This is a genomic window from Limnochorda sp., from assembly GCF_047459355.1.
GTDB lineage: Bacteria > Bacillota > Limnochordia > Limnochordales > Limnochordaceae > Limnochorda.
On record NZ_VSCV01000096.1, the window covers coordinates 1 to 1,399 of the forward strand.

2 protein-coding genes are annotated in these 1,399 nt (G+C 61.7%); both read right to left on the reverse strand.

Annotation, left to right across the window (positions count from 1 at the left end; all coding sequences use genetic code 11):
- Positions 1–228: 228 nt before the first annotated feature.
- The gene (gene cas2, locus FWJ67_RS11110; protein WP_304173248.1) at positions 229–519 is read right to left on the reverse strand and encodes a CRISPR-associated endonuclease Cas2; all 291 of its coding nucleotides are present in this window, start codon (positions 517–519) and stop codon (positions 229–231) included.
- Between the two features lie 5 nt (positions 520–524).
- Positions 525–1,399: CRISPR-associated endonuclease Cas1 (gene cas1, locus FWJ67_RS11115; RefSeq protein WP_414482854.1), on the reverse strand; the 875-nt coding region annotated here is incomplete at its 5' end.

Below are 1,399 nucleotides of genomic sequence, written 5' to 3' on the forward strand. Positions count from 1 at the left end.
GCTTCAATGGGGCCACCTCTCTTTAGAGGTGGTCATAGCTCGTTTGTCAAGGTGCTTCTGGCGCGGGTTTGGAGATCCCATTTCGAGCAGTGCTGTTCGACGCGGCCCAGGCCATCGCGATCGAGTAGGTGTCCCCTGAGCAAAGGCAGACGAGATCGATCAAAGCAGCGATCGACCGCTCCCCGGCTTGTGGCGCGCACCGAACCGCTCGCATGAGCGGGCACGTGCTCATATGACCACCACCCGCCGCTCCTCCACGGGGGTTGCTGCCCCCATGAACTCAAAGGCATGGGCTCGAGCGGTTCCCACCTCGCCAAGGTCCACCATCATGACCCGGTCTTCCTCATGATGGATGACTTCGTGAAGCTTGGCCCGGAGGAGGATCCGCTCTTCCGCCGACAGGTCGCAGAGGTAGACGCTGTATTGCAGCCGTTCCCCGAAACCTTGCATGATCTTGAAAACCTGTCGGAGGCGCTTCTCATCACAGATATCGTAGCATACCAGATACCGCCGGCGCATCATCCTCACCTCGTCACGAAGGGAACGTACCTGGGAATCTCACCAAGCATCCGTCGGGCCAGAAGGCGGGCTTGCACCGCCATCACACGCCGGTACGTCAGGCTGTAGCCGAAGACCGGATGGGTGACCGAGGTGTCCACCCGCCGCTCGTAAGCCTCGAGCACCTTGCGGCGGCCTTTCTCAGTGAGAGCCACGCCCGCCGCCCGGCGGACAAAGTCCTGCTCCTTGATCTCGCCGTTGTTGAGGACACTCACCGTAACGGAATCTGCAATCAGAGGACGGAACTCTTCTTGCAGGTCGAGGGCCAAGGCGGGCCGACCGTACCGGACCGAATGGTAGACACCGAGGAACGGATCGAAGCCTGCCTTGAGGACTGCGGCCAGAGCGTCCTTGGTGAGGAGCGCGTAGCAGAACGAAAGTAACGCGTTCACTGGGTCCCGCGGAGGCCTCCGGTTGCGACCGGTGAAATCCCAATCCCAAGGCTCGCGTAACATTCCGGCGAAGTGGCTGAAGTAGACCCGCGCCGCCGCTCCCTCGATTCCGAGGAGGGCGTCGAGGGAGGACGCACGCCGGGCCTTGTTCCGCAGCCGTTTCAATTCGTCGAGGGCTGCCTTGGGTGGGTCGGTGTGGTTGCGTCTGAGGAACGTGCGGCAGTTCTGGATCTTCCCTGCCACAATCTCCCGGGCGATGTCCAGGCGAGCCACCGGATCGGTGGCTACGCCGTACTGGTGGAGGCGCAGTTCCACGTTCTTGTGGCCCATCCCAACGGTGATCCCCGAAAGCCAGCCCCCGTAAGAGTAATAGGCGATCGGGATGTCCCTTTGACACAGCTCCCGAACGGTTTGGGTGCTCACCTGCACATTTCCGAAGAGGTTCAGCT